Annotated in this window: 22 protein-coding genes; 5 read left to right on the top strand and 17 right to left on the bottom strand. The window is 44.6% G+C overall.

Annotated features, from left to right (window positions below; all coding sequences use genetic code 11):
- Positions 1-279: 279 nt before the first annotated feature.
- On the bottom strand, positions 280-1,935 hold the full coding sequence (locus NC99_RS06065) for a diphosphate--fructose-6-phosphate 1-phosphotransferase (RefSeq protein ID WP_053180924.1): 1,656 nt from the start codon (positions 1,933-1,935) through the stop codon (positions 280-282).
- 168 nt (positions 1,936-2,103) lie between these two features.
- Positions 2,104-2,928 carry an alpha/beta hydrolase gene (locus NC99_RS06070; RefSeq protein WP_053180927.1) on the bottom strand — a complete coding sequence of 275 codons (825 nt, stop codon included), beginning with the start codon at positions 2,926-2,928 and terminating at the stop codon, positions 2,104-2,106.
- A 405-nt stretch (positions 2,929-3,333) separates the two neighbouring features.
- On the opposite strand from NC99_RS06070, the gene NC99_RS06080 reads away from it, so the two are divergent.
- The 5 genes from NC99_RS06080 to NC99_RS06100 all read left to right on the top strand — a co-directional run bounded on the left by NC99_RS06080 (position 3,334) and on the right by NC99_RS06100 (position 10,052).
- Positions 3,334-4,236 carry an HAD family hydrolase gene (locus tag NC99_RS06080; RefSeq protein ID WP_053180933.1) on the top strand — a complete coding sequence of 301 codons (903 nt, stop codon included), beginning with the start codon at positions 3,334-3,336 and terminating at the stop codon, positions 4,234-4,236.
- Between the two features lie 19 nt (positions 4,237-4,255).
- Complete coding sequence (locus NC99_RS06085) at positions 4,256-5,479, top strand: glycosyltransferase family protein (protein ID WP_053180936.1); 1,224 nt, start codon at positions 4,256-4,258, stop codon at positions 5,477-5,479.
- Between the two features lie 142 nt (positions 5,480-5,621).
- Positions 5,622-7,328, top strand: coding sequence for a sugar phosphorylase (locus NC99_RS06090; RefSeq protein ID WP_053180939.1), 1,707 nt, complete (start codon positions 5,622-5,624; stop codon positions 7,326-7,328).
- A gap of 11 nt (positions 7,329-7,339) precedes the next feature.
- Positions 7,340-8,479 carry a glycerate kinase gene (locus NC99_RS06095; RefSeq protein ID WP_053180942.1) on the top strand — a complete coding sequence of 380 codons (1,140 nt, stop codon included), beginning with the start codon at positions 7,340-7,342 and terminating at the stop codon, positions 8,477-8,479.
- A 127-nt stretch (positions 8,480-8,606) separates the two neighbouring features.
- Positions 8,607-10,052 carry an SDR family oxidoreductase gene (locus tag NC99_RS06100; protein ID WP_053180945.1) on the top strand — a complete coding sequence of 482 codons (1,446 nt, stop codon included), beginning with the start codon at positions 8,607-8,609 and terminating at the stop codon, positions 10,050-10,052.
- 196 nt (positions 10,053-10,248) lie between these two features.
- Here the strand turns inward: NC99_RS06100 and ccsA are convergent, their stop codons facing one another.
- The 15 genes from ccsA to NC99_RS06165 all read right to left on the bottom strand — a co-directional run bounded on the left by ccsA (position 10,249) and on the right by NC99_RS06165 (position 23,475).
- Positions 10,249-13,374, bottom strand: coding sequence for a cytochrome c biogenesis protein CcsA (ccsA, locus tag NC99_RS06105; protein ID WP_082326335.1), 3,126 nt, complete (start codon positions 13,372-13,374; stop codon positions 10,249-10,251).
- Between the two features lie 152 nt (positions 13,375-13,526).
- A complete protein-coding gene (locus tag NC99_RS06110; RefSeq protein WP_204374920.1) occupies positions 13,527-15,029 on the bottom strand; it encodes a cytochrome c3 family protein in 1,503 nt (500 codons plus the stop codon).
- Between the two features lie 126 nt (positions 15,030-15,155).
- Positions 15,156-15,806: a cytochrome b/b6 domain-containing protein gene (locus NC99_RS06115; protein WP_053180950.1), complete on the bottom strand. Its 651-nt coding sequence runs from the start codon at positions 15,804-15,806 to the stop codon at positions 15,156-15,158.
- Positions 15,807-15,808: 2 nt separating this feature from the next.
- On the bottom strand, positions 15,809-16,585 hold the full coding sequence (locus tag NC99_RS06120) for a cytochrome c3 family protein (protein ID WP_162231158.1): 777 nt from the start codon (positions 16,583-16,585) through the stop codon (positions 15,809-15,811).
- Positions 16,586-16,805: 220 nt separating this feature from the next.
- The gene (locus NC99_RS06125; RefSeq protein ID WP_053181011.1) at positions 16,806-17,225 is read right to left on the bottom strand and encodes a c-type cytochrome; all 420 of its coding nucleotides are present in this window, start codon (positions 17,223-17,225) and stop codon (positions 16,806-16,808) included.
- Positions 17,226-17,247: 22 nt separating this feature from the next.
- Complete coding sequence (locus NC99_RS06130; protein ID WP_157624542.1) at positions 17,248-18,192, bottom strand: DUF5777 family beta-barrel protein; 945 nt, start codon at positions 18,190-18,192, stop codon at positions 17,248-17,250.
- A gap of 22 nt (positions 18,193-18,214) precedes the next feature.
- Entirely contained in the window at positions 18,215-18,583 is a 369-nt protein-coding gene (locus NC99_RS06135; RefSeq protein ID WP_157624545.1) for a cytochrome c, read from the bottom strand.
- Between the two features lie 88 nt (positions 18,584-18,671).
- Complete coding sequence (locus tag NC99_RS22235; protein WP_053180961.1) at positions 18,672-19,697, bottom strand: collagen-like triple helix repeat-containing protein; 1,026 nt, start codon at positions 19,695-19,697, stop codon at positions 18,672-18,674.
- Between the two features lie 139 nt (positions 19,698-19,836).
- The gene (locus NC99_RS06145) at positions 19,837-20,451 is read right to left on the bottom strand and encodes a Crp/Fnr family transcriptional regulator (RefSeq protein WP_053180964.1); all 615 of its coding nucleotides are present in this window, start codon (positions 20,449-20,451) and stop codon (positions 19,837-19,839) included.
- A 441-nt stretch (positions 20,452-20,892) separates the two neighbouring features.
- Positions 20,893-21,102 carry a zinc ribbon domain-containing protein gene (locus tag NC99_RS21595; protein WP_082326337.1) on the bottom strand — a complete coding sequence of 70 codons (210 nt, stop codon included), beginning with the start codon at positions 21,100-21,102 and terminating at the stop codon, positions 20,893-20,895.
- A gap of 60 nt (positions 21,103-21,162) precedes the next feature.
- Complete coding sequence (locus NC99_RS21600; protein ID WP_082326338.1) at positions 21,163-21,333, bottom strand: Arc family DNA binding domain-containing protein; 171 nt, start codon at positions 21,331-21,333, stop codon at positions 21,163-21,165.
- Between the two features lie 62 nt (positions 21,334-21,395).
- Entirely contained in the window at positions 21,396-21,611 is a 216-nt protein-coding gene (locus NC99_RS06150) for a hypothetical protein (protein WP_157624551.1), read from the bottom strand.
- Positions 21,612-21,640: 29 nt separating this feature from the next.
- Positions 21,641-22,486, bottom strand: a complete 846-nt coding sequence (locus tag NC99_RS06155; RefSeq protein WP_053180970.1) for an SPFH domain-containing protein — start codon at positions 22,484-22,486, stop codon at positions 21,641-21,643.
- A gap of 94 nt (positions 22,487-22,580) precedes the next feature.
- Positions 22,581-22,817 carry a hypothetical protein gene (locus NC99_RS06160; RefSeq protein WP_157624553.1) on the bottom strand — a complete coding sequence of 79 codons (237 nt, stop codon included), beginning with the start codon at positions 22,815-22,817 and terminating at the stop codon, positions 22,581-22,583.
- Positions 22,818-22,881: 64 nt separating this feature from the next.
- A complete protein-coding gene (locus NC99_RS06165) occupies positions 22,882-23,475 on the bottom strand; it encodes an RNA polymerase sigma factor (protein WP_053180976.1) in 594 nt (197 codons plus the stop codon).
- Positions 23,476-23,606: the final 131 nt, after the last annotated feature.

Genomic DNA, 23,606 nt, shown 5'->3' on the forward strand with positions numbered 1-23,606 from the left:
AGCTTTACCTACGCCATGGAAACTATTTGGGCGCGTATCAGCTTCGGCAGCAGTCGTAGTCCGTGTCAGCAAACGATCGTAAAAGCAAATGAAATTCGGCGAAAATAGCTCATGCCATTGGGTAGCCATTCATAGTCATTGAGTGGTCATTAAATTACTATTGAATCGATCCAAGATAATATTTGACAGTCATTAAATCATGTGAGCCCGCTATGATTCAAAAACAAAAACCCTCCGCGAAGTCAATCGGGAGGGTTTCTTTTTAGTATTGTTTTCCACTTACTTTGCTTGTTCCAACTGCAAAGTCACCGTTGTCCGGTCGCAAACTTCGGTTGGTCCCCAGTACTGAATCGGGCCCGGGTACAGGTAGCTGGTTTCAATCGCCCACTTGTCGCGGTTTTCCGCAAAGTATTTAAACGGAGCACCATCCAACTCAACCAATGCTTTTTGGATCACCGGCTTCATGTGTCCATGGCGTTTTTCCATGTTCATCATTTGCGTAATTGGCACACCTCCGGCAATCCATTGGTCAGCCGGAGCGGTGGTGTTCCGCACGCTCGACATGTACCCGGTTTTGCCGGCGCCAATCAACACAGACGCTGTAAAGCCAAGCGAATAACAGTAATCAGCATCAAAGTTTGAAGGAGCAGCACAACGGCCTTCGTATCCGAAGAAGTGGTATTGTGTTCCAAATTTTCCTTTGAAATCACCACTCTCCTTCATATCTGCCAATTTAGTTTTCACCATTTCACCCAACAACTTTTCAGTTTCAATCAGCGAAACCTGAACGTTTCCGTGTGGGTCGCGATCCAAAGTCAGCTGGTTGGCAATTCCGGTTGGCAGTGACTGGAATACAGCAGCCGACTCGGGAGAAAGTTGTGTCGCCAGCCATTCCAAACGGTGGCTCTTTTTCATCATCTTGAATTCTTGTTCAATAGCCGAACCTTCAGCCAGCAAGTCGTTCAACTCGGCAATTAGCTTCTTCATTTCGGGAACAAACTCAACCAAGCCTTCGGGAATGAGGGCAACACCAAAATTATTGCCATTGGCAGCACGCTTAGCAATCACCTGGGCCATTGAATCCACAATCTCCTGCAGCGTTTGCTTTTTCTCGGCTACCTCTTCCGAAATCAGGGTAATGTTTGGCTGTGTTTGCAGGGCGGCTTCCAAACCGATGTGTGACGCGGACCGGCCCATCAATTTGATAAAGTGCCAGTATTTTTTGGCCGAGTTGGCGTCGCGCTGGATGTTACCAATCAATTCAGAATAAACTTTCACGGCGGTATCGAAACCAAACGACGTTTCAATCATTTCGTTTTTCAGATCACCGTCAATTGTTTTTGGACAACCAACCACTTGTACTCCTGCTTTTTTGGCGGCATAGTACTCGGCCAAAACACAGGCATTGGTGTTGCTGTCGTCGCCACCAATAATAACCAGCGCCTTGATATCGAGTTTTTTAAGAACTTCCAGTCCTTTATCAAACTGGGCTTCTTCTTCCAGCTTGGTACGACCCGAGCCAATAATGTCGAAACCACCGGTGTTGCGATAGGCTTCCAGGAAATCGGCTGTAATTTCTTTGTATTCGTGATCGACCAATCCGCCCGGCCCCCCTAAAAAGCCATACAACTTACTATCGGGATTCAGCTTTTTAATGCCGTCGAAGATACCGGAAATCACGTTGTGTCCACCCGGCGCTTGTCCGCCCGAGAGAATTACACCGACATTTACCGCCGGAATGTTGGCCGATTCTGCACCTTCTTCGAAAGTCAGCAGCGGCATTCCGTAAGTGTTTGGAAACAGTTTCTGAATGTCTTCCTGATCAGCAACTGATTCGGTTGCAGCGCCGTCAACAATTTTCACGGCACCTTTCAGTGATTTTGGAAGTTTAGGCTGATAATCAGCCCGGGCTTTTTGTAATGCGCTAATGGTCATGTTATTCAATTTTTAGGATCGTATTATTATTCATTTTATTGCGTAATCTGATGCAAAATTAACCGAAAAAGCTTGGTTTAAATAGCTTGTTTAAACGAGCTGTCCTAATTTAAGGTAAATTTAAACCGTTTATGCCCAATCTTTCCTGCCGGCCTTTATTGACCGGAATTAGTTGGACGATTCGAAAAAATCATAAAAAAACAGCAAGTGATATTTCACGGCATTGGTCCAGTACTCCCAGTTGTGTGCTCCGGGGCGTTCGGTGTATTCATGTGGAATATTGCGCTCCAGCAATTTTTCGTGCATCCGCCGGTTGTCATCATAAAAGAAATCATCCACGCCACAGTCGAAAATCAGCTTGAGATTTCGCCCATCAAGCAAATGAACCAGGTTAATGACCGTGTTCTCTTCCCAATTTGCTTTGTTTTCGGCGTAGGTTCCCAATCGCTTCGACAGGTCCCAATTGTTTGGAAAAGGCCGGATATCAACTCCGCCACTCATGCTTCCGGCAGCGCCCCACACATCCTGGTGACGAAAAGCCAGGTAAAACGCACCATGCCCGCCCATACTTAAGCCTGTAATTGCACGTCCGCCGGGCAATTCAATCGTCCGGTACTTTTGATCGATGGCTTGAACCAACTCGCGTGAGACATAGGTTTCGTATTGCATGGTTTCATCTACCGGACTATCGAAATACCAACTGGTGAAACCGCCGTCGGGGCATACGATGATCATGTCATATTGATCGGCGTAGGTTTTAATTGCCGGAACTTTCGTGACCCAATCGCGATAGTTTCCGGTTGCGCCATGCAAAAGGAACACGACCGGCAGGTTTTCTGACGCCGTTTCATATGAATCGGGCAAAATAACCACATTGGGAATAGTCTTTTTCATCGCCAGGCTTTCAACGTGCAGCGTGTCAACCCGTGCCGCAAAAGCTCCGGTTGCCGCCAGTAGCGAAATGACGAGTGTGAGTGTGAGTTTAAGTTTCATTGGTTTAAAGCTTTATTTTTTGAATCAGTACAAAAATAAGAAGTCATTCCAATTCTGGCAGTACAAATCCGGGGAATCTTCAAATAAAGGTCAGCCCAAAACGACCCAGGAAAAAATTCTTCCGCTTGGGTGCTGGACTCTTCCGCCTTCGTGGAGAAGCTTTCCGCCTGACTTGCGGACCCTTCCGTCTGACTTGCGGAGCCTTCCGTGTGTATGGAGGAGGTTTCCGCTTGGGTTAAGGGGGCGTTGAAGAAGGGGTTTGGGAGTGCAGCGAAGCGCATGCGTTTTAACACCTGTATCTTATCGAATTGTAAAGAGATGAACCCCACTTCTAGCAAAATGTTGTTGATTTAGAGATGAACACTATCTTAATGACGCATAAAACACAAAAATTCGTTTAGCACCATGAAAACATCGTTCCTGAAGAAACTCGAACCTTTTATAAGGCAGCTGCAACCGATGGCTGTTCAACCAACCCCTGCTGTCGCTGATTACCGAAAAGATGAAAGCATCAAAGCTGTCATTTTCGATATTTACGGCACCTTGCTTATTTCGGCTTCGGGCGACATTATGCAGGATTCTTACGACGCCAGCATGTTTTGCCAGGCACTTCTGGGCGCTGATTACAATATAAAAGTAACGGAAGAGGCCTTGATGGCTATTCACCCCATGTTTGAACAGCAAGTTTTGAACGGAAAACAACAGGCCAGGGATGGCGGCACACCCTTTCCTGAACTGGATTTGGTTGACATTTGGAGCAAAACACTGGCCCGGGCCGAAGCCGAAGGGCTGATTGCTGCTACTGATGAGGCCGACATTAAACTGTTTACCATTCTGTTTGAGCTGAGCAGCAACCGGGTATGGCCCATGCCGGGGATGAAGGACACACTGGCCGGTTTAAAAGAAAAGGGATACCCCTTGGGAATTGTTTCAAACGCCCAGTTTTACACGCCAATCATCATGAATTATTTTTTGCATGGCCAACTGAAAGAAACGGAATGGCTAGATGGTTTTGAAAAAGATTTGTCGGTTTTCAGCTATAAATTACTAAAAGGCAAACCCGACCCGGCGATTTTTGCAGGGCTGATTGCTCCCCTGAAACAACGAGGATTGGCGCCGCACGAGGTTTTATATGTTGGAAACGACATGCTGAAAGATATGTATGCCGCGGCTCAGCATGGTTTTAAAACCTGCTTTTTTGCAGGCGACCAGCGAGCCTATCGGCTACGGAAGAACCATCCGGAAGCTTCCGGTATGAAACCCGATTACACGATCACAACATTAAGTCAGCTCAACGAGATTTTGTAAACAATTAAATTATCAGAATATGGGAGATTTTCATCAGAACGGCAGTATTACCACCCTTCACAACCTGAACTATTCAACCCTGGAATACCTGGAAAAGAAGCTCATGAAGTTTTCGAGACGCCGAAAAATGGGTTTAATTATTCCGGCTTTGTATTCCGAACTTGAGAAACCCGCCTTGCAAAACATTGTCGATATTCTGAAAGATGTCCCCTACATTACGGAAATTACCATTGGACTTGATCGGGCCAATTCGGAACAATACCGACATGCCAAGCAGTATTTTTCTGTTTTAAATACACCCAAAAGGCGATGCCGGATCATTTGGAATGATGGGCCGCGCATGCAGAAAATTCAAAAGTTGTTTGAAGAAAAGAAGATCTACACCGGCGACCCCGGCAAAGGACGCAACGTGTGGTTTTGTTTCGGCTACATGATTGCATCGGGACGCTCCGAGGCCATTGCCCTGCACGATGCCGACATCATTACGTATAACCGGGAGATGCTGGCCCGTTTGCTTTATCCGGTGGCCGATCCCACTTTCAACTACAAATTTTGCAAAGGCTACTATTTCCGGTCTGACGGGACCAAACTTAACGGGCGCGTAACCCGCCTCATGGTAACACCACTGATCCGTTCGCTGAAAAAAATATTCCCGGCCAACGACTACCTCGATTTTCTGGATCATTTCCGCTATATCTTAGCTGGTGAGTTCTCCATGCGAGCCGACATCATGAAAACCGTCCGGATTCCTTCTGATTGGGGGCTCGAAGTGGGAATCCTGTCCGAAGTGCAGCGAAACAACGCCATCAACCGCATTTGCCAGGTTGAAATTGCCGACGGCTACGACCACAAACACCAGCCCGAGTCGCACGATGATCCCAATGCAGGCCTCTCAAAAATGAGTTTCGACATTGCCCGAAGTATTTATGCCAAGCTGGCTACCCAGGGTTCGGTGTTCAGCAAAGGCATCTTCCGCACAGTGCGGGCCACCTACCTTCGGCTGGCCCTCGACATGGTTGAACAATACGCAGCCGACGCATCGATCAATGGGCTTAGCATGGATCGGCACAAGGAAGAACAAACCGTTGATGTGTTTGCGGGTAACATTTACCGGGCCGGCATTGAGTACCTTGACAATCCAAACCTGATCCCTTTCATCCCTTCGTGGAAACGTGTGATGGATGCCATTCCTGAAGTTTTAGACCGCTTTAATGAGGCCGTCGAAGAAGACAATAAAATATGAGTATTCGTGCGACTGGCTCATGCCTTGAAAGTGATTCAGTTGTTTCGAAGCGATCAATGAACCGGATTGATAACACATCACAGCCGCTACAAAGCAAATAGAAATGTGAGCAATCAATCATATCGTAAAATTCAATTTGCCTATGGATATCCGACTGAAAACAAAACTGATTAATCGCCTGAACCGAATATACCGGAAAAAGCTAGCGGCTGACTGGCTCGATGATTTTATTGCTTTTGTTGAAGCACATAAGAACCCGAATCCCAGGCGGCAGCAAATCTGGAATGAGCGCAAAGTGATTTTAATTACTTATGGCGACGTGGTAAAAAAGGAAGGAGAGTCGCCACTTGAAACCCTGCGCCATTTTTGCGATAGCTATTTGCGAGGCTGCATTTCAACAATCCATATTTTACCATTCTTCCCATACAGCAGCGACGATGGATTTTCGGTGATGGACTTTTACGAAGTCAATCCTGCTTTAGGTGATTGGAAAGATATTGAAGCCCTGGAAAAAGACTTTATTCTGATGGCTGATCTGGTTGCCAACCATGCCAGCGCGCAGGGCGTTTGGTTCAATCAATTTTTAAACAACGTAGCACCCGGCAACGATTTTTTCTTTTGTCCGCCTACCAATTTCGACACTTCGAAGGTGATCAGGCCCCGCAGCAGCCCATTGCTAACCACATTTCAAACAGCAACCGGCCCGAAAAAAGTGTGGACGACCTTCAGTGCCGACCAGGTTGATTTGAACTATGCCAATCCGGAAGTCTTAAAGGAAATGCTCGGCGTCTTTCTTTTTTACCTGTCAAAGGGAATTCGGGTGGTGCGGCTTGATGCCATCGCATTTCTGTGGAAGACTTCAGGAACCGCTTGTATCCACGAGCCCGAAACACACGAAGTGGTGTCGCTCTTTCGCGAGATTATGGACTATTGCTATCCCGGTGCTTTGCTGCTCACGGAAACCAACGTGCCGCACCAGGAGAACATCACCTACTTTGGGCTGGGTGACGAAGCACACCTCATTTACCAGTTCGCCCTCCCACCCCTGCTTTTGCATGCCCTGCATTCGGGCAACGGAACTTACCTGACCCAATGGGCCAAAGAGCTGAGCGGCACACAGGAAGGAATGACCTACTTGAACTTCACTTCTTCGCACGATGGCATTGGTGTCCGTCCCTTGGAAGGAATTATTCCTGAAGCCGAAACCGTGGCGATGATTGAAAAACTAAAAACCTATGGAGCGCGCGTGACCACACGTCAACTAGGCGGACGTGAAGTGCCCTATGAAATCAATGTCACCTATTTCGATGCATTAAAAGGTACTGCCAACGGCCCTGATGAACACCAGGTAGCCCGATTTCTGCAATCGCAAACCCTGATGCTATCATTACAAGGCGTACCGGCTTTTTATTTTTTAAATTTGTTTGGGATTGAAAATGACGAAAAAGGTGTTGAAGCGACGGGAATTAACCGATCGATCAACCGGCGTAAGTTTATGCTTGAGGAATTGGAACACTTGATTCAAGGCCAACCTGTTCATCAGGCTATTTTGCGAATACTCACCCACCGAACTGGGATCAGGCGCAATATGGCAGCTTTTTCGCCCGACACACAGCAGATTGTATTGAAACTGGGAAGCTCCTTTTTTGGTATCTTGCGAAAAACAAATCGGATGGAGAACTCGGTGGTCTGCATTTACAACCTGACCAACCGAACGCAGCAACTGGCTTTGCCCCCGGGCTTGATGGAGTTCAGCCGCGATCTGCTCACACGGACCCTTCTCGATACCGAAGAAATTGAAATGAAACCATACCAAAGCATGTGGCTCATTACGCGTTTTATTGCTTAATTCAATTTGAAATGAAAATACTTCTGGCCCCCGATTCATTTAAAGACTGCCTTTCTGCAACGGAGGTGGCTCGCCATCTTGCCGAAGGAATCAGGCGGGTGTATCCCGGCGCCCATCTCACAGGCATTCCGGTAGCCGACGGTGGCGAAGGCTTTGTCCAAACCATGCTTTCGGCATTGGGTGGCGAAGCGGTGACCTGTCGGGTTTTTGACCCGCTGGGCCGGGAGATTGATGCGACCTACGGAATTTTGGCTGATCAACGAACAGCAGTGATTGAAATGGCAGCCGCATCAGGCATCGAGCTACTAAAACCCAACGAGCGCAATCCGCTTGTGACGAATACTTTCGGCACGGGTCAACTGATGCGGGATGCTTTGGAACACGGCTGCCGCAAATTAATCATTGGTATTGGCGGAAGCGCGACCAACGATGGTGGAACCGGCATGGCCAAAGCGCTGGGATATCGTTTTTTGGACAGCAAAAACCGGGAAATCCACTTGGGAGGCGGAAGTTTAAATGGGCTCATCCGTATTGATGATTCTTCAACTTTTCCAATTCTGAAGGAAACCGAGGTTCTAACCGCCTGCGATGTCAGCAATCCGCTCACTGGCACACAAGGTGCATCGGCTGTTTACGGTCCGCAAAAAGGCGCAACGCCTGAGATGGTTAAAAGGTTGGATCAAAACCTGGCGCATTTGTCTCATATCATTTTGAAAGATCTGAAGATTGATGTCTTAAAACTTGCCGGTGGCGGGGCTGCCGGAGGTTTGGGAGCCGGGCTGGTTGCATTTGCCGGTGCGAGCCTGCAAGCCGGATTTGACATTGTCAAGGCCCAAACCGGCCTGGAGCTAGCGGTTCAACAAGCCGACATCGTACTTACCGGCGAAGGAAAAATGGATCATCAAACCAAACAAGGAAAAACGCCCTGGGGTGTTGCTCAACTGGCTTTAAAGCATGGTAAACCTTGTATCGGCGTAGCCGGATTTTTGGGTGAAGGTTATCGCGAACTGTACCAGGAAGGGTTTACATCGTTGTTTGCCTTACCCAACGGACCGCTGAGTCTGGAAGAGAGCCTCGCCCAAGCACCGCAATTGTTGGCCGATACCGCCGAGCAAATCTTCCGGATCATCCAGCTGAGCAAACCGGAGTAGATCGGATCGCTTTTTCAAGGTATTTTGCACAACACATGGCCATGGGCGGTTCTGCTTTAAAAGATTCGTACTTTAACCCCATAAGCATCTTTTCAGACAGATGATTGTTTAAAGCAAAAATTAAGACATGAAAATTCTGCTGACCGGTATTACAGGTTATGTGGGCAAACGTATTTTGCCCCTTTTGCTCGAGCAGGGGCACGAGGTGATCTGCTGCGTTCGTAACCTCGACCGGGTAGAGGAAAAATGGATCAACCATCCGCAGGTTCAATTGGTGGAGATTGACTTTCTTAAAACTGACCGGCACCATGATTTTCCACACGCTATTGATGTGGCATTCTACCTGATTCATTCCATGGCGTCCACCTCAGGCGATTTTGAAGAACTGGAACTTCAGGCCGCACGAAACTTTCGCCATTTGATCAGCCAGTCAACGGCGCGACAGGTGATTTACCTGGGCGGAATTTCGAATGATCAATACCTTTCCAAGCATCTTCGCTCGCGGCTCAATGTTGAAAAGGAATTGCAAAAAGGCACTTACGCTTTAACGGCGCTGCATGCCGGCATCATCATCGGATCTGGCAGTGCGTCGTTTGAGATTATTCGGGATATGGTGGAGAAATTGCCCGTCATGATCACGCCCAAATGGGTGTTGACCTTGTCGCATCCCATCAGCATTCGCGATGTTTTAAGTTTTCTGATTGGCGTGATGAACAATGAAGCCTGTTTCAACAAAACCTTCGACATTGGCGGGAAAGACGTCCTGTCGTACGCCGAGATGTTGCTGCAATATGCTGAAATCAGAAAACTGAAACGCCGCATCGTCACCTTGCCCATTATGACCCCACGGCTGTCGTCATATTGGTTGTTTTTCATCACTTCCACCTCCTACAAACTGGCCATCAACCTGGTCAATAGTTTAAAAGTTGAAGTGATTGCAAAAGACAACTCTCTGGCTGAATTGCTAGATATTGAGCCCATGACTTATCGCGAAGCGGTAGAAGCGGCTTTTACCAAAATCAGGCAAAATCAGGTTTACTCCAGTTGGAAAGATGCTTTAAGTTCAACTGAATTTGATCCGAACTATGCCGACCAGATTGATGTGCCACAGTATGGCTGCTATTGGAACAAGCAGTCGGTTGTATTTACCGCAGATCCGCAGAAAGTGCTGAGTGTCATTTGGTCAATCGGCGGCGACAACGGCTGGTATTACGGCACCTGGCTGTGGCAAATCAGAGGATACCTCGACAAACTTTCCGGGGGCATTGGTTTGCGGCGCGGACGCACCAATGCTGATGAAATTATGAACGGCGACGCCTTGGATTTTTGGCGCGTTTTGCTGGCCGACAAACACAAAAAACGTTTGCTACTTTATGCCGAAATGAAACTTCCGGGCGAAGCGTGGCTCGAATTTAAAATTGTTGAGAGCAACAACGAAAACCGGCTGATCCAAACAGCCACCTATCGTCCGAAAGGAGTTTGGGGCCGATTTTATTGGGGCTTGTCCTGGCCATTCCATTTATTTATTTTCCGCGGAATGGCCCGAAATATCATTAAAAAAGCCAGCAGCTGATTTAGCTACTGGCTTTCAATTCATTCGATTAACGCTTCTCAGATTACTAATATTTATGGTTGTCAATTGTTGTCATTCGTAGTCATTTTTAGTCATTGATCGTTTCCAAACAACAAAATCACTATTAATGACTACGAATGACCTTCAATAACTTCTCATCCACTCAGGAATCCATCAATGTCAATCGAGTTGTACCCTACTTCTCTTCCCGAGCCTCAAGCTTAACCACTTGCTCGGCACCGCCGTATTTATTCTCGGAACGGGCTGCCAAAATAATAGCAACGACCACAACAGCGATGGTAACAAACACAAAGTTTGGCACTTCCGGCGCATCGCCCGAAGCATAGGAGTGCATGCCCGACAAGTAGTAGTTCACACCAAAAAAGGTCATCATGACTGAAGCAAAACCAACCAAGCCCATGGCACTCAATGAGAAATGGGTGTACATTCCCGGTACTTTACGCAAATGAATGATAAACGAGTAAACCAGAATGGTGACCAGCGCCCAGGTTTCCTTCGGATCCCAGCCCCAGTAGCGGCCCCACGATTCGTTGGCCCAAACACCACCGATGAAGCAACCAATTGTCATGAGCACCAACCCAACGATGAGCGCCAATTCAATAATCAGAGCAAGTTCAACAATGGTGAACGAAGCTTTTTTCAGGTTCTTTGGTGTACGGAACATCATGATGATCAGGTTTAGAAAACCAAGCAATGCAGCCACACCAAAAAAACCATAACTTGCGGTAATGACCGCCACATGAACAATTAGCCAATAGGACTTCAGCACGGGAACAAGATTCGTAATTTCCGGATTCATCCAACTCATGCCAGCCACCATCAAAATTAGCGAAGCCAAAATCGTGTTGACAGCCAGGGTGATATGAGATTTTTTCAGAAAAACAAAACCCGACAGTAAAGTGGCCCAACCAATGTACAACATGGTTTCGTAGCCGTTACTCCAGGGCGCATGGCCCGAAATATACCAACGAATTGCCAAGCCTGCGGAGTAAGCCAAGAACAGCAAAGCGACCAAGGCGGTACCAACCGTTAAAAATTTCTTCGCTTTAAAATGATTACTGAAGATTCCGACGAGATGAATGATTAAGAGGAAGAATCCGACAACGCCACAAATTTTTGACAGCAAGCCAAAAATGTTCCAGTTATTGTAGCGAATTTCCCATTTAATTTTTGCCTGGCTTGGCATAATCTCACTGCCATGCGTCCGCTGGAAATCTTTCAGAACCGCCAATTTTTGATTGGCTAAGCGATAGTCGTCTTGACTGATGGCCACGTTAACCGCTTGAAAATAATCAGTCAGCAAATGAGCGTGGTCTGCTTGATGTTCCGGCTTGGCGTAAAATTCCTTTTCGGTGACCCATTTATTATTCTCATCATTTAATATCGGGAATACTTTTAGAAAATCGCCTTGAAAAATTTGATATACGATATTCATGCGTTCGTCTAAACTGAGTACTTCCTTGTCGTATTTATTTCGCTGGGTAGGCTGCTTTTTATAGGTCTCATCCACCAGTTTCTGCAGCTTGTAAACGCCAGTTTGCGGATCGAGCATTTGGTTGAACGACACCATGTTGTCTCTAAAACCAAGTTGCTTCTGCAGTTCACTGTTCGAAATGCGTATGATGGGCACATTTCCCCAGGCAGCCGGGCGAACGCTCATACCCAGGAAAACTTCGGTAGCCGACATGCCTTCAAACTTACTCTTTTTATTGATTTTTCGAAGCACCTTATCAGCCAGCGTATTGACCGGCTCCACACGGCCTTTGGGATCCTGCACAAGCAAAGTCTCAAACTCGGCAAGATGGCTCTTGTCGATAGAAAACTGCTGGCTGTTTTGCGCAATGAGCGCTGTTGGTAAAACCAGCAGAAAACCCAAAACGACAGTGGCGAATGCTTTATTCTTCAATTCTTTCAGCCGGTTGCCGGAACGCAGTAAGGCTTGAAAACGGCTCTTCTTATTGAAAAACATGAAAATCATCCCCAGGGTCATCAAAAAGTAGCCAATGTAAGTGACTACCGTTCCCAAATAATCGTAGCTCACCGACAGTACGGTTCCCCTTTCATCCGTATCGTACGATGACTGGAAAAAGCGAAATCCTTCGTAGTCTAAAATATTATTCATAAAAATCCGGTAGGGCATTTCCACCTGGCTGCGTTCATCAATCAAGGTAACCTCGCTGGCGTACGACGATGGACTCATACTTCCCGGGTAGCGTTCGAGCTGAAAATCATTCAGATGAATCTTGAAGGGCAGTTCAATCAGCTTCGGCCCAAAACTCAGCTCAACATCCACATTTCCATAGCTGATTCGGGATGGTCGGGCTTGTTCTCCCGAGTTTTTGTAAACCACCACCTGCTTTTGCTGCCCATCCAGTTCTACGCCAAGCATAATGGCGTCGCTGGCCTGCGAAGCCTGATTGCCAGTGGCAGTTGCCAGTACTTTCCGGCCATGAGGAATATAAGATTTCATGGCAAAAATATGATTCCCAATTTGGTACATTCCGCGCGAATTGACCGCAATTTCCTGTTCCGGAGCAACCACCTGCTCAACCGTTCCGCTCATAGCCACGACCTGCACGCTGTCCTTTGCGGTCATCACCAATCCATTGTTTGAACGCCGAAAATACAAGGCTGAATTTTGACTTTCGCCTTCGAAACTGATTCGAAATGAACCGAAAGACATTTCTTCATTCAAAGCCATCACCACATCATCGCGCGACGCGTTGCGATTGACCAGAATAAATGAAATCAGCGGGATGCCGCCTTCGTCGGCCACAATGTTTTCGACTGCCGACGGCACATAATCCAGCATCTCAATCTCCAGTTCCTTGCCGCCAAGCTCCAGCTCTTTGCTGAAAGCATTGCGGGTGTATGGCGAAAACATGACTTTCCACTCATCCTGAGCAACTTGACTATCGGCCCGGGCTTCAACATTGATGTAGGTATCTGAGGAAATAAGCTTATTTGAGGCCTGCCCTTCGCGAATGTGCATCATGCCTTCATAGCTGTAAAAACGCGTAATTCCGGACCCCACCAGGATGATGATAAACGCCAAGTGGAACAAAACCATACTCCACCGCTTCAACTGGAACGATTTGTAATACAGCAGACTTCCCACCAGGTTGATGGCTGTAACTCCCAACAAAATATTGAACCACCAGGCATTATAAACCAAAATTTTGGCGGTCTGGGTACCATAATCATTTTCAATAAAGGTTGCATAGGCAATGGCAACTGCAAAAATTACAACCAGGCAAGAGCTGGTTAACATGGAAAACATAGCCGACTTTATTCTTTTCATTCTCTTCTCACTTAAATAATAAATACCTGTTCCATTTATTCAGTCACAAAAAATTACTTCAGCCTAAATTGAAGGCTGAAGTAATTTCAATTCGTTCTTCAGACTGAAATCTGATACAATCAATTTGTTCTCAAAATAACCAAATATTACACTCAATACAAACTAAAATGACACTCAGAGCAGAATGTCGTCCGCCACTGCTCGTTAATATCGACCGGGTGTTTAAATTCCAACGGATTTTCTGTTGTTCCATAGGCCAGTTGGTCTACAGTTCCCTGGGCCAGAATATCATGGCACAAATTACAGTCACGCGAAATGACCTCACCTGCAGCCGTCTCGTGCTTATCGTTGTGGCATCGGTAACAACCATCGGTTTCCAAATGCCCAAGATGATTGGGATAAACAGTCCAGTTCACTTTCATTTCAGGAAAAATGTTTCGCTTGTATCCTGTTTTTATCGCATCCATCGCCTGATCGTATAGTGCCTTCTTTTCGGTGAGCACCTCCGGATACATAATTTCGTAATATTCGCGGGCATAGGCTTCAATCCCAATCATCGCGCTATCCACTGTTGCATATTCCGTACTGAGGGCGTCCATGGCCACCACCTTAATATCAGGCAATTTGTTGGAAATGGCTCCTGAGGTAATGTAATCATCAACAAAATTGGCCGGCGACTGATAGTTATGCGATGGGCGGTTATGGCAATCCATGCAATCCATCGTTCGCATTTCAACTGCATCCAGGTCTACGCCTTCGGTATCAATTGTTCGGTCTTCGTAAATCTTTACTTCCCCGGTTTTCAAATTGGTGTACCGCACCCATGGAATGGAGTGACGCCCTTCATCAATGGCCCGATATTCAATTTTGATATCCGGATTGATATGCCAGTGAATTCCCTCTTGCAAGCCTTGAGCACTATAGGTTGCACTCGTTTTCATCATCAGGTGAATATCCCACTCAGTGGTGTTTTCATCAGCCAAATACGATCTTTTTGTATTGATTTTCCGGGCATAGAATTTTTCGGTCCAGTGACATTCCTCGCAGGTTTCGCGTGCCGGACGCAAACTGTGAATTGGAGTTGGAATGGGCTTTGGGTATTTGTTAAACATGACCGAGTAGACCTGATATAAACCCGAGAGTTTGCTTTTCACATACCAGCCTGCTCCGGAACCCACGTGACATTCGACGCAGCCAACCCTTTCGTGAGCCGATTCCTGATAAGCTGTGTACTCCGGCTCCATAACCTGGTGGCACAGCTTGCCGCAAAACTCATCCGATTCGGTCAGATGAAAGGCTTCGTAACTCCCGATAGCAGATAAAATAAGGAAACAAATTGTTCCGGCTACAAAAATAATGGTGGCGTTGCGTACCGATGGCTGATTGAAGTCAATGATCGGCCAATCTTTCAATCGATCCTGTTCCGGGTGCTCTCTTAAACGCCTTTTTTCTCTCAGGATTCCAACCGGAATCAGGATTAGGCCAAGCACCAACACCATTGGTAACGCGATGTAAATAAAAATCCCCAGGTAAGAACTGCCGATGTCGAAAACGGCTGAAACGATAAACAGAAACAGGATAATCAATAAACTAATCAGGGCAATGGAGGCTCCGATGATGGATGTCAAATTTCTAACGGCTTGTGGTAATTTCATAAGGATAGCTTTTAGAGTAAATGTTATTTCAATTGCTGATATATCCTTGCTCATTCAGACCTAATCCTAGCCCGAACTACTTAAACACCAAACAAAAAACTACCCTTTTATCCCCCAGTCGACTACTTAGCTTTTTTTGTTCTTTTCAGACGGGTGAACATCATGATATCCATTAACGATACTCCGGAAATTGTCCAACGGATTTTTACCAATTGATGCCACATAAATATGAATCAACAGGAAGATTGAAATCAAAAATCCAACAGAACCGTGCAAAATGGCCGTTAAAAAGACCCCGCTAACGGAGTAGACCTGTTCAATAATCAATTCGGGAAACAAAAGGGCAATCCCTGTAACAATTGCCACAGGAACAAACACGTACATCACAAAAATATAAGCATACTTCTGCAATGGGTTAAACTTCCTCTTTTCAGAAATCGGAAACGGACTCTCCTCGCCTTTAAACAAACCTGAGATGTAATAATTGACTTGTTTGGTTACCCGTTTAACCAATCCTTTTGGTTTGATTTTGTAGTATTTTTTATTTGGTGTAACCAGATTTCCAACGAAAAAGATAAAATAGTTGACCGTGACAATGATACCGAAAATATTGTGCAGTTGTACGGCTAAACTAAAATCCATGGGCATCAGGCTCAATTCAGAATATTGAAGCCGAATCCCGGTTAAAATCAATAAAATAATCCCGATGGCGTTAATTCCATGCCAAATGCGCAGCCACACCGGATAGAGGTATATTTTGTTATTCTCAGCAGTCATAATTACTTACTTTTTTTGACGATCCGGAAAATCCAGTGAATGGCGATTCCGATTACAGCCAACCCAAAAATAATAAAGCTTAATAGTTTCAGCAAGGGATTTTGGTTCGCACCTATAATATAGGCTTCGTTGGTAATCAAAGCTCCCAGTGCTCCATCTTCCGAACGAGCCTGCAAATTTTCGTATTTGTATAACGATGCTTTCAACATCGAATTTGACGAGTGACAATCGTTACAATTTCTTAATGCCTCTTCTTTAGGCAAAATATTATGCGAAACCATGAATGAGTCAACCACAACGGTATGACATTCGATACAACGAACCTTATCGAAGTGTAGTTTCTGATTTGGCAACCAGTCGTGCACCTGACTAAGTTTCGGACTTTCTTCGGAAGACATGGTTTCGAATCTCAGTGCGTTGTCGTGACAAGACAAACACATGTTGTTATTATAAGAAACGATTTCAGAAACGTTGCTGCTTGTTCGTGCCGTTGCCCGGTAGTAGTGTTGGTCATGGCACTTGGAGCAGGTAAAACTCTCGCCACTTTTCTGAAAGTGAATGCTCTTTTGAAATTCTTCTTCAATTTTGTCGAACTGGTAGTCGGCATAGGTATCATCGCCTCCATGGCAGTCAATACAAGTCGCCAAAGGTTCCAGTTTCAATTCGGCGTTGTGTGGGTAAGTTTCATAATCAGGCGAATGACAATCAGTACAGCTAAACCCTCCATGAACGCCGGCCACGTAATTAATCGAATCTAAAACATAAAAAGGATTCATCATCCTTTTGGTTTCAACTTCCAACCACTCATTAAAAAACGAATACGTATGATTGGCATGACAGTTTAAACAATGGCTATTTTCGGCGGGCATTTCTTTATCCTGCCCACTGGATAAATTCCCTACTGAAAGAAATGCAATGAGTAAAAAACTCCTAAGAAAATTTGACATTTGTTTGTGGAGATTAAAAGCCGGAAGTTAAGGCTTCCGGCTTATCAAGTTCTTACTTCAGTGTTTTGATATAATTAACCAAAGCCCAACGGTCTTCTTCGTCCGGGATTTTGCTTTCGTAGTTTGGCATTTCGTCACGACCAATAATGGATTGATAGTAGATCACGCCATCCGACTGTTTTTTAAAGGCTTCAGCAGTCATTGAATGAATTTTGGTTTTCATACTGGCTGCTTTTGGTCCGTCACCTTCTCCATTGTTTCCGTGGCACGAACGACAATGCTTGATATAAAGAATTTTTCCTACCCGATCCAATGATTCATCACCGGCATAAGGATTTTCCATCTTCACATACTTTTCAGGCACATCCCATGGTGCCGGGTCTTTTTGATCTTGAACAGTTACAAAGGACAGCAACAAACTGCCTACAAATACGACGACTGACAAAGTCAATAAATTTCTGTACTTTTTCATTTCCTTCATTTTTTATTTATTATTAGAAACTCCACAAACGGGTAATTGTAAACCCTATCGCAAAGTTATCAAAATCGATGCCAGTATTATTATTAATCATCATGTCCTGCAACAACATAGCTGGCGAGTTACCCATATAAATCTGGAAAGCATGTGTACTGGTAGACACTTCGTATCCAAATGACAAGTTTGGTTCCGGGTGGTAAGGTCCATCCCATCCTGGCGTGTTCGTTGAGTTCCAGTCCGGATGCTGTTCCGAAATACCGTCAATTTGCAGAGGAACGTCATAATTAAAAATAATGGCCCCTTGAGGACTTACTTTTAACCGGCCATTAAAATGCAGGCCTACACGATCGTGGTCGTGCCACTGAGGTACAAAATTGGCATGCGAAAAACTAACTGCTCCTTGCACTGAAAGGGCATTGGTAACTTTTCGGCCAATAATCAACTGTGCAAAATAAGATAACCGATTGTTAAATTTGTAATCAAATTTTTGTCCCGGCTCTTCAAAATTGAACAGTTCAACATCATCCCGATTCATCCCGTCAATAGCCGCATTGGCATAAACGGTCACAAAAACAGGTACCTGGTTTTTTCTTGTTTGCTCAAAAATGGTCCATTTGGCATTAAAATCGTTGTACATGTTTCTTTTGGAAATTCCCCAGCCAATCTGCACATTGTTGGCCACGACGTAGTTCAGTCCAAGTCTGATGTTTCCTGCTGGAGCATAAATCCCCCAAAGGTCCGAGCTACCATTGTCAATTGAGCCAAATTTGTGCTGAATAACCATCTCCAAGGTCTTTACCGTTGGAATATGCGAAGTCTGTTGATCAATCAGCATTCCACTTTCCCAGGCAAACCGAACAGGTTTATCTTTTTCTACAACGTCAGCTGATTCTTCATCCTGAGCAAACAAATTAGTGCAAACAAACAGACCTAAGAGGATATATAATATTGTCTTCTTCATAGTAGATTTCTTTTTATTTTCACTAATTATTTTGTGCTCCCTGCTGGATCCATACTAAAATATACTGCCCTTGGGCTCCTGTATACTGGGCGTGAGTGTGTGTTGAAGCTCCCGCCTTAACGTACGAGTAGATCAGGCTTGATTCCGGATTGTCGCGGTTAATATATTTTGCGGTATTGATGCTCTGGTAGGCATTGGCAGCAGATAAATCCGGCGCTCTTCCTCCCGAGTTGTGGCAACTGGCACAATTTGCCGTAAAGATTGGAAGTACGTCTGTCGCAAAACTTAGATCCTCCTCAACCGGGATATCTGGAATTTCCTCCGGGGCAACAAAATCATACTCGCAAGCACCAACGGCCAGAACAAGGAAAAGACCCAGTAATAGTTTCAAATTTTTCATATTGCGTGGTGTTTAGCTTATAAACGATTAAAAAAAAGCTTCCTCGTCAGAAGCTTTTTTTTATTTATAATTCCTGTGATTATTGCAGTGCTTCGATTGAGTTCTGAAGTAGAGCTTTAGTGTAAGCTGGGTTGTGAACACCCGCACTCTGATCTTCGGTGATGTGCATGTAGTTCCAAGCAGCACCCAAAACTTCAAGAGAAACGTTCGCCCCTGTAACAAGACTACCATCAACCATAGCGCCTTCGGCTTCCAACAGATCTTCCAATTGCTCAAGTAAACCAGCAATTTCTGTTAATCGTCCGCCTACGTCAAAGTTGGTAGCACTACCGTGACATTCTGTACAAGCGTCAATTGCAGGGGTAGCAAAATGGTGATTTGATTCATCCATATGACAAGAAACACAACCAAGCTCGGCATGTCTGCTTGCGGTACTACCTGATTCAGGATAGGCAACACTACCAGCAAATTCACGGCCACCGGTTCCAACCAGCATATTGGCTTGCGAAGAATAGTGAGGGCCATAGCGGTTAGGAATAGAAGTGATTACATTGCCATCGCTATCAGTATCGGAATAAGCACGCCTGGACTGGTGGCAGTTAACGCACATATTTGAACCGCCTTCAAGGTTTACCTCTACGGTGTTGTCAGCGATCAAACTAACAGCTTCATCGATTCTGAAATAAACGGCATTGCCCGCTTCATCTTCAAATACAGGAGTTTCACCATGAGTATGGCAGGTTGTACAGTTAATTGGTGATCCTGACACATCATCACCACCTTTCAGATACGCAACAAATCCCACTCCTGAGTGACAATCAGCACAGCCAGATCTGGTACCAGCATATCCTAAAGAGCTTCCTGTAGCATGACCTGAAGATGCCCACTGGGCTTCAAATCCGTCCATGGTTTCGGTATTGTGACAATCAATACAAAATGCAGAACCATCGGCACCTGCAGCGCCGTCTGTTCCGTCAACACCATCTATTCCATCAGCACCATCGGCACCATCAATTCCCGGAGGGCCTTCCTTAACACACGCGGGGATAATAAACAATACCAGCGAGGCTACAAACAACAACTTGGTTATTTCTCTGAGTTTCATACGCTTATAAATTTAGTACATTCATATAATCTGGAATCTCTTCCAATTCTTTAGTTTGAGCGTAAAAGTATAATTGAAAGCACTAATTTCGAAGACCTGAGAGGTGACATAATTCGAGAGAAAAATTGACATATATCAATTAGCCATTTTTGCTGATTTTTGTCAGCTCCGGCTCATTCAAAATCTCAATTTCACTGCGGCTTTGCTTGATGATGCCGGAGACTTCCAACTCCTTCATATTTCGAATGAAACTCTCTTTGGTCATGCCTGACATCTCAGCAAATTCTTGCTTGCTGAGTTTGTAGCGAAAAGGATTTGATTTGTAGATTTCGTTTTTCAAATATAGCAAGGTATCGGCCACCCGACCGGGCATATATTTTTGAGTCAAACCGATCAGGGTATTGAGCATCTCAATATTTTGCTTGTTGTTATATTTAAGCAGTTCGTAGGCAAATTTACTATTCCGGGCTAAAATGGTATGCAAGCGGGTTGAATCGATAAAACAACATTCAACTGTAGTCAAGGCTGTCACCGTAAAGTGTCTTATATCATCACTAATCACTCCCCCGGCAGTCACCAAGCTGTGGGTTGAGATCAGTTTTAAAATCACATTCTTGCCATTGGCTCCTTCTGCCACCACTTTTGCCAAGCCTTCTTTCATGCACACAAAATGAGTTGTAGACGTGTTTTGCTTAATGATGGTCTCTCCGGGATTAAAAACAACATTGCGTTTGCAAGTCATCAAATAATCCATATCCTCCTTCGACAAACACTCAAATATGCTTGACTCCGCCTCGGGCAAACACCGCATACAACACGACTTGGCGCAGTTGATACAATCTTCTATTTGTGATTCTTTAAACATCCCTGTCAAAACTCGCTAATTAAAGAATAGTATATTTTCGCATAAATATATATATTAATATTCTCATGCTTCAGGTTTTCATATCCTATTTTAATAGTCGGATAATTGCCTGCAAAAATAAAACGCTTTAATATACTGACAATAGGCTAATTAAAAAAGTGATGGATTAAAAAAAATGTTGTAGAATATCCCTTCTTTATTTTCGAACCAAAAACAGAGATTCCGAAGAAATACCCGAGGAGGTTGAAGCAGGAAAACAAACCTAGAAACCGCGTCTTATTGCCAGCTACAATCCCCAAAATCCCACGAAGTAAACAATACATAACATGATTAATTGGTCATGAAATCGAGCACACTGCTTGCTCCCGAGGACCGGACTCCTTTGTACAACTCGGTATAACCGCAAGCGGCACATGAAACAGCCGTAAAACGTCGGTTTTGAATATTGAAGTACTTTGTAAATCCTGATCCGGTCGTTCTTATTTCATCGATATCGACTTTCTTTCCGCCACATTTTGGGCAAACATAAACTTTTCTCATAAGTATTGACTTTTTGTGATAATAACAGAATTTTTTTAGTTCAGAAAAGCACCGAATAACTTAATCGCTGTCTGGCTTCTTTGTTCTTTTCCGACCTGCATCCTGCAGTGCCTTATTAATGATCCATTCCAGCTGGCCGTTGATACTCCGAAAATCGTCGGCCGCCCATCGCTCCAGCGCCTCATAGTCATCCGGATTGAGACGTAATACAAATGTTTTTTTCTTTGGCATAATATCCTCTCCTCTACCATTCCTATTTATTCTGATTTTCTCACCCCATAACTTAGGGTGCTTTAGATTTTCGAGACCAGCCAGCCTAAAGCAAAAATGAGAATCAGGAACAGGTAGGTTTCCGTTTTTGCAAAATTCAGTGTCCACCCCAAAAGTTTATTCCGCTTTGGCAGGATGGTCCGATCATCTCTCGGGTTAAAATAAAAGATTCCCCAGATATAGTTATCCGGATCGTTTCGCATGCGATCCAGGTCAAACCGATCAAATGAATCCTTCATATTCCATATTTTTTTCGTTTCTGGTATCATCAATAAATACTACCGGTATTGACGACCGGAGTGGCCTCTTTATCACCACAAAGTACCACCATCAGGTTGCTAACCATGGTGGCTTTTTTCTCTTCATCCAACTCCACAATTCCCTTTTTACCCAACTCATCCAAGGCCATTTCAACCATACCAACAGCCCCTTCCACAATTTTGAAACGGGCAGCAACAATGGCTGTCGCTTGTTGGCGCTTCAGCATGGCCTGTGCAATTTCCTGCGCATACGCCAGGTAATTTATCCGCGCTTCCATGACCTCAATGCCGGCAATCGCCACACGTTCAGCCACCTCCCGTTCCAGTTCTTCATTCACTTCTTCACCACCACTCCGCAAAGTAATCTCGGCCTCGTGATCTTCAAAATTGTCATACGGGTAGAGTCCGGCCAGTTTTCTGATTGCTGCTTCTGTTTGAATGGTTACAAAATGTTCAAAATCATTCACATCAAAAGCTGCTTTGAACGTTTCACGGACGCGCCAAACCAGCACGACTCCAATCATGACCGGATTCCCAATTTTATCGTTGACTTTGATTGGTTCACTGTCCAGGTTTCGCGCCCTCAGCGAAATTTTTTTCCTGATAAAAAAAGGATTCACCCAGCGAAATCCGTTATTCTTGATCGTTCCGCGATAATCGCCAAAAAGCACCAAAACCGCGCTTTCGTTTGGGTTGACAATGATAAATCCTTTGGCGAAAAACACAAAAAGCAGAATCAGCACAACAGCCGGAATAGGATTCCCGCTGATAAAGCCCAGCACAATAAGCGCAAGCAGAACGATTTCTACCGCAACAAAAGCATAGCCAGAACCGGCACGATACATTTTTTCCATTGTTTTATAATTTAGATTGATATCATATTGATATCACTAAATTACAGAAAAAAAGCATCTCGAAAAGATGCTTTACAACTCATTTTTATAAAAATCAGTTTTTAATGACTTCAATGCGGCTTGTCAGATGAGAGTCTAAAACCTCGTAGGATTTGGAAAAGTTAAGTATTTTCTGCACTGACTTTTCAGATGGAGAAAATAAGATTTCACCCAACTCCTGCTTCAGCGTAGCTTCCTTTTCCTTAATCGAATTGATTTCGCGGGGAGCAAACTGATCATATGGACAGGCATGAAGAAAATGAATCAAAGTATAATTTTTCATCATAGGCATTATCATGTAGTTTTAAATTCAAATAAAAAACGCCCATGAAGAAAGTTTATTGTTTGCCGAAAGCTTAAATTTTGGTCAGATTCAGCCCGTTTTTCTCAATCAGCTTTCGCAAATTAATCAGCGCATAGCGCATCCGCCCCAAAGCGGTATTGATACTGACGTCGGTTTGCTTGGCAATTTCCTTGAAACTCAGCCCCATGTAATGTCGCATAACAATCACCTGCCGCTGATCTTCAGGCAATAAATCGATTAATTTGCGAACGTCTTCCGTAATTTGATCATACACCAGCTTGTCTTCAATATTATCCTCAGCAAATTTTTGTGAGTTGAACAAATCAATTTCTGTTTCATCGTTCGAGGTGGTGTTCAACAGCTTTTCTTTACGAAAATGGTCAATAATGAGGTTATGGGCAATACGTAAAACCCAGGAAACAAACTTCCCGTTCTCTGTATATTTGCCATTTTTCAACGAGCGAATAACTTTTATAAATGTGTCCTGGAAAATATCTTCGGCGAGCTGGTGATTTTTAACAATCAAAACAATGTACGTAAATACTCTGTTTTTATGCCGTCCGACAAGCTCTTCAAGAGCGGTCTGATCACCTTGTATAAATTTTTGAACGAGCAAATTGTCGTTCAATGTTTCAGTCTTGAACATTACTTTCTATTTATGTTTTCTTAGATAAACAAAAGTAAAATTCTCCTATAGGCAATCAGATTTATGTATGAGTAAAACAATTTGTTAATTTTGCACGTCGTAAAAATGACAGTTTTTTGGTAGAAAAACAA

The sequence above is a fragment of the Sunxiuqinia dokdonensis genome (genome assembly GCF_001270965.1).
Lineage (GTDB): Bacteria > Bacteroidota > Bacteroidia > Bacteroidales > Prolixibacteraceae > Sunxiuqinia > Sunxiuqinia dokdonensis.

Excerpts from the sequence above, each read along its gene's own strand:
- NC99_RS06065 (WP_053180924.1), bottom strand. The coding sequence starts at position 1,935 with ATGACCATTAGCGCATTACAAAAAGCCCGGGCTGATTATCAGCCTAAA.
- NC99_RS06070 (WP_053180927.1), bottom strand. The coding sequence starts at position 2,928 with ATGAAACTTAAACTCACACTCACACTCGTCATTTCGCTACTGGCGGCA.
- NC99_RS06080 (WP_053180933.1), top strand. The coding sequence starts at position 3,334 with ATGAAAACATCGTTCCTGAAGAAACTCGAACCTTTTATAAGGCAGCTG.
- NC99_RS06085 (WP_053180936.1), top strand. The coding sequence starts at position 4,256 with ATGGGAGATTTTCATCAGAACGGCAGTATTACCACCCTTCACAACCTG.
- NC99_RS06090 (WP_053180939.1), top strand. The coding sequence starts at position 5,622 with ATGGATATCCGACTGAAAACAAAACTGATTAATCGCCTGAACCGAATA.
- NC99_RS06095 (WP_053180942.1), top strand. The coding sequence starts at position 7,340 with ATGAAAATACTTCTGGCCCCCGATTCATTTAAAGACTGCCTTTCTGCA.
- NC99_RS06100 (WP_053180945.1), top strand. The coding sequence starts at position 8,607 with ATGAAAATTCTGCTGACCGGTATTACAGGTTATGTGGGCAAACGTATT.
- ccsA (WP_082326335.1), bottom strand. The coding sequence starts at position 13,374 with ATGAAAAGAATAAAGTCGGCTATGTTTTCCATGTTAACCAGCTCTTGC.
- NC99_RS06110 (WP_204374920.1), bottom strand. The coding sequence starts at position 15,029 with ATGAAATTACCACAAGCCGTTAGAAATTTGACATCCATCATCGGAGCC.
- NC99_RS06115 (WP_053180950.1), bottom strand. The coding sequence starts at position 15,806 with ATGACTGCTGAGAATAACAAAATATACCTCTATCCGGTGTGGCTGCGC.
- NC99_RS06120 (WP_162231158.1), bottom strand. The coding sequence starts at position 16,585 with ATGATGAATCCTTTTTATGTTTTAGATTCGATTAATTACGTGGCCGGC.
- NC99_RS06125 (WP_053181011.1), bottom strand. The coding sequence starts at position 17,225 with ATGAAAAAGTACAGAAATTTATTGACTTTGTCAGTCGTCGTATTTGTA.
- NC99_RS06130 (WP_157624542.1), bottom strand. The coding sequence starts at position 18,192 with ATGAAGAAGACAATATTATATATCCTCTTAGGTCTGTTTGTTTGCACT.
- NC99_RS22235 (WP_053180961.1), bottom strand. The coding sequence starts at position 19,697 with ATGAAACTCAGAGAAATAACCAAGTTGTTGTTTGTAGCCTCGCTGGTA.
- NC99_RS06145 (WP_053180964.1), bottom strand. The coding sequence starts at position 20,451 with ATGGATTATTTGATGACTTGCAAACGCAATGTTGTTTTTAATCCCGGA.
- NC99_RS21595 (WP_082326337.1), bottom strand. The coding sequence starts at position 21,102 with ATGAGAAAAGTTTATGTTTGCCCAAAATGTGGCGGAAAGAAAGTCGAT.
- NC99_RS21600 (WP_082326338.1), bottom strand. The coding sequence starts at position 21,333 with ATGCCAAAGAAAAAAACATTTGTATTACGTCTCAATCCGGATGACTAT.
- NC99_RS06150 (WP_157624551.1), bottom strand. The coding sequence starts at position 21,611 with ATGAAGGATTCATTTGATCGGTTTGACCTGGATCGCATGCGAAACGAT.
- NC99_RS06155 (WP_053180970.1), bottom strand. The coding sequence starts at position 22,486 with ATGGAAAAAATGTATCGTGCCGGTTCTGGCTATGCTTTTGTTGCGGTA.
- NC99_RS06160 (WP_157624553.1), bottom strand. The coding sequence starts at position 22,817 with ATGCCTATGATGAAAAATTATACTTTGATTCATTTTCTTCATGCCTGT.
- NC99_RS06165 (WP_053180976.1), bottom strand. The coding sequence starts at position 23,475 with ATGTTCAAGACTGAAACATTGAACGACAATTTGCTCGTTCAAAAATTT.